General features: G+C 56.7%; 2 protein-coding genes. Both read right to left on the bottom strand.

What is annotated here, in order from left to right; genetic code table 11:
- The coding region (locus K2H17_RS06335; protein WP_300132732.1) for a catalase at nt 1-1,176 on the bottom strand (1,176 nt) is incomplete at its 3' end.
- 70 nt (nt 1,177-1,246) lie between these two features.
- Complete coding sequence (locus tag K2H17_RS06330) at nt 1,247-3,946, bottom strand: calcium-translocating P-type ATPase, PMCA-type (protein ID WP_300132730.1); 2,700 nt, start codon at nt 3,944-3,946, stop codon at nt 1,247-1,249.
- Nucleotides 3,947-4,157 lie beyond the last annotated feature (211 nt).

The raw sequence follows: 4,157 nt of genomic DNA, 5'->3' as shown, positions 1-4,157 counted from the left end.
GTCATGCCATTCACCGAAACTGTTTGGCTCGTAGCCCACGGTTGCCCCGTAGTTGCTGTCGGTGCGCATCTGCCCGTCGCGGTGATAGGAGTGGAAGGGACATCTGGGCCGGTTGACGGGGATCAGGTTGTTGTTGACTCCGAGGCGGTAGCGCTGGGCGTCGCCGTAAGAGAACAATCGACCCTGAAGCATCTTGTCAGGTGAGAAACCGATACCGTCAACGATGTTGGCCGGATTGAAGGCCGCCTGCTCAATTTCCGCGAAGAAATTTTCGGGATTGCGGTTGAGTTCGAGGATACCTACGTCGCGCAGCGGGAAGTCCTTGTGATACCAGACCTTGGTGAGGTCGAATGGATTGATGTGATATTCCTTGGCCTCCTCTTCGGTCATCAGCTGCACCTGGAGTTTCCACCGCGGGAAGTCGCCGCGCTCGATGGCTTCGAAGAGATCGCGCTGATTCGATTCGCGGTCTTTTGCAATGACTGCCTCTGCCTCTTTGTCGGTCAGATTCTTGATCCCCTGAAGAGTGCGGAAATGGAATTTGACCCAAGTGCGCTTGTTGTCCTTGTTGATGAAACTGTAAGTGTGGCTTCCGAATCCGTGCATGTTGCGGAAAGATGCCGGAATGCCGCGGGGCGACATCGTGATGGTGATCTGGTGGAGTGCTTCGGGCAGGAGTGTCCAGAAGTCCCAGTTGGCCGTCGGGTTGCGCATTCCGGTGCGCGGATCCCGTTTGATGGCATGGTTTAGATCGGGAAATTTCAGCGGGTCGCGCAGGAAAAACACCGGAGTGTTGTTGCCGACAAGATCCCAGTTGCCCTCGTCGGTGTAGAATTTCATCGCGAATCCCCGGATGTCGCGCTCGGCATCGGCAGCCCCGCGCTCTCCGGCTACGGTTGAAAATCTCACCAGGCAGGGAGTCTGTTTCCCGACTTTTGAAAAAATCGAGGCGCGGGTGAATTCAGAGATGTCGTCTGTGACGGTGAATGTCCCGAAAGCGCCTGAGCCTTTGGCATGCATTCGTCTTTCGGGTATTACCTCTCGGTCAAAGTGGGCTATTTTTTCAAGATACCAGGGGTTCTGGGCGGTGGCAGGTCCGGGGAATCCTGCGGTCTGAACATTTTGGTTGTCGGCGATCGGGCGGCCGTTTTCAGCGGTTAGTCTTTTCTTGTCCATACAATCAGAATGGTTTTGAGTGATACTTTTGGTAGAAGTATCAGCAAAACATTCTGATGGCGGGAAAAGTTTATCGGCCAAGGCGCAGGCGCACAATGGCGCGCAGGATCTCTCCGGTCCAGAGCACCAGTGAAGTGGCGCCGATTATTATGGCCCAGTCTTCTATCTTCAAGGGAACTACGTTGAAGAAATCGCCTCCGACGCTGACAATGAATATCTGACCGAGGAAAATCACGGCTGCGATGCTCAGAAACTCGCCGCATTTCCGCAGATGGAACGCGCTGCGGTGAGTGGCATAGGCGCGGGCGTTGAAAAGATTCCAGAACTGGAGCATCACGAAAGTTGTGAAGATCAGCGAAAGCTCATAGGCCGACAGTCCGCGTCCGCTTCCGAGGCTGAGGTGAAGCAGGTCGGAGAGGCCTGTGATGTCGGCGTGTTCGCAGATGTAGACCATGCCGAGGATTAAGAGCGAGAAGATCAGGCCGGTCACTATGATGAACCATCCCATCGGGCCGGTGATTATGAAACTCCGGCGGTCGCGCGGTTTTGCGGCCATTACAGTCCGTGACGGAGGGAGCGAGGCGAGAGCCATCGAGGCAAAGGTGTCCATGATGAGGTTGACCCACAGCATCTGGGTCACGGTCAGCGGTGATTCAGTCCCCATGAAAGCTCCGGCAAGAACCACCAGGCAGGCCACTACGTTGACCGTCAGCTGGAAGAGGATGAAACGCTGGAGGTTCTGGAACAGAGAGCGGCCCCACATGACAGCGCGCCCGATCGAGGCAAAAGAGTTGTCGATGATCGTGATGTCACTTGCTTCCTTGGCCACGGAAGTGCCGTCGCCCATCGAGAGTCCGACGTTGGCCGCATTCAGGGCCGGTGCGTCGTTGGTGCCGTCGCCTGTCACGGCAACCACCTGGTCCTGCTTCTGCAAGGCCTCGACGAGACGTTTCTTATCCATAGGCCGCGCGCGGGCAATGATCTTCAGATCTACGACTCGCTCGGCGAGCTGCGAGTCGCTCAGTGCGCCGAATTCAGGTCCGGTGATGATGTTACGGTCACTGTCACCGGCAGTCCACAGTCCGACCTGACGGCCGATTTCGCGGGCCGTGGCCGGAGTGTCTCCTGTGACGATCTTGATTGCTATTCCGGCTTCGATACACTCCCTGATGGCGTCAGGCACATCGTCTCTGACCGGGTCGGCAATGGCCACAACGCCTATGAATTCAAGGCCATCGGCAGTGACACCCTGCTTGTCGTCGATAGCCGTGGCGCCCTCTTCGAGCAGGCAGCTTGCAAAACCGAGAGTGCGCATCGCTTTTTCCTGAAACGAAAGCAGGCGGCTGTTGATTGCGGCCCGGTCAACTCCGTCGGCAACCGAGCGGCACATGGCTATGACGATCTCAGGAGCGCCCTTGACAAAGAGGCGGCGTTTCCCCTCAGGAGTGCGGATGACAGTAGCCATGTATTTGCGCTCTGTGGTGAAGGGGAGTTCGGCAATGACTTCCGCTTCCGAACGGATCTTGCGGTAATCGACACCGTTTTCATTCAGCCACAGGAGCAAGGCCCCTTCCGTCGGGTTGCCGAGCACAGACGGGCGTGTCGGGTCAGAGAGATCGAGTTGAGCCGTTGAGTTGACGGCGATCGCGGTTTCGATCAGCCGGCTCCGGGGGCTGTCGGTCAGCTTCTGGTCCTCCAGGCCATAAAAATCCGTCTCCGCGACGCGCATCTGGTTGCGGGTAAGGGTTCCGGTCTTGTCCGTGCAGATCACCGTGGTGGCTCCCATAGTCTCGCAGGCATGCATCTTGCGCACGAGGTTGCTGGTTTTCAGCATCCGCCTCATGCTGTAAGCCAGGCTCAGGGTGACAGCCATCGGAAGTCCCTCAGGAACAGAGCAGACCACCAGAGTGACGGCAATCATTACGGTCTGGAGCAGATAGGCCATGAATGGAAGCCATTCGAAGTCAGCGACGGAGAGACAGTAGACCAGGATTCTGCCGATGACCACTGCCGATCCGACAAGATAGCTGCCGCGGGTGACGAGCGTTCCGAGGCGTTCGAGCTGTTCGGTCAGCGGTGTCTTTTTCCCCTCGTCGATGTGGGCGGCTTCGTAGACTTTGCCGTTTTCAGTGGCATCGCCGACCGCAAAAACCTCAGCCATGCCGTGGCCTTCCATGACGCGTGTGCCTCTCATCACTTCATCCGAAGGGAAAGTGGCCTCCGGATCGAAGTGGGCCGGATCGGTGGTCTTGGCCGCAAGCGGTTCGCCGGTGAGGGTCGATTCGTCGACATTGAGCGCTGTGGCTTCCAGAAGTTTTGCATCGGCGGGTATTTCCTCCCCGGTGCTGAGGATGAGGATGTCGCCCACAACGATGTCGCGTTTTGCGATCTGCGTCGGGTTGCCGTCGCGGATTACCTGTACAGGCTCGTCGTCATTCACCTGGTTCAGAATCTCGAATTCATCCTCGGCTTTCTTTTCGAAGTAGAACGAGAGTCCTGTGGCGATGAATATGGCCATGAAGATGCCCGCCGGCTCAAAAAATACCGTCGCTTTTTCTTCAAGTCCGAAATATTCATAGAAAGAGATCAGGACCGAGAGCACTCCGGCTACAAGAAGGACAATGATCAGCGGATCTTTGAACTTTTCGAGGAACAGAGTCCACATCGAGGGTCTGGGGGGAGGGGTCAGAATGTTGACACCATGCAGACGGCGGCTTTCAATGACTTCCTGTTGCGTAAGGCCTCTCAGAGGCGAGTTGGGTTGCTTCATCGGGTGAGTTGCTTGTAATTTTTTCAGGATGCAAAAGTATCATTTAAATGCGGAACGAGCAAATCTATCTGCCCGCTCCCTGCATCCGGGCGGAATCTCTGCGGACTATTTTCCTGGCTATGCGGCGCGCGGTCTGCTCCTGAAGCCTACGTTGCCTGCGGTTGAGGCGGACGGGTGCCTCTTCCGGGCTTTCTTCAGCATAGTCGTTGTC

The sequence above is a fragment of the Duncaniella sp. genome (assembly GCF_029054785.1).
Classification (GTDB): domain Bacteria; phylum Bacteroidota; class Bacteroidia; order Bacteroidales; family Muribaculaceae; genus Duncaniella.
This window is presented reverse-complemented; position numbering and strand designations above follow the sequence as displayed.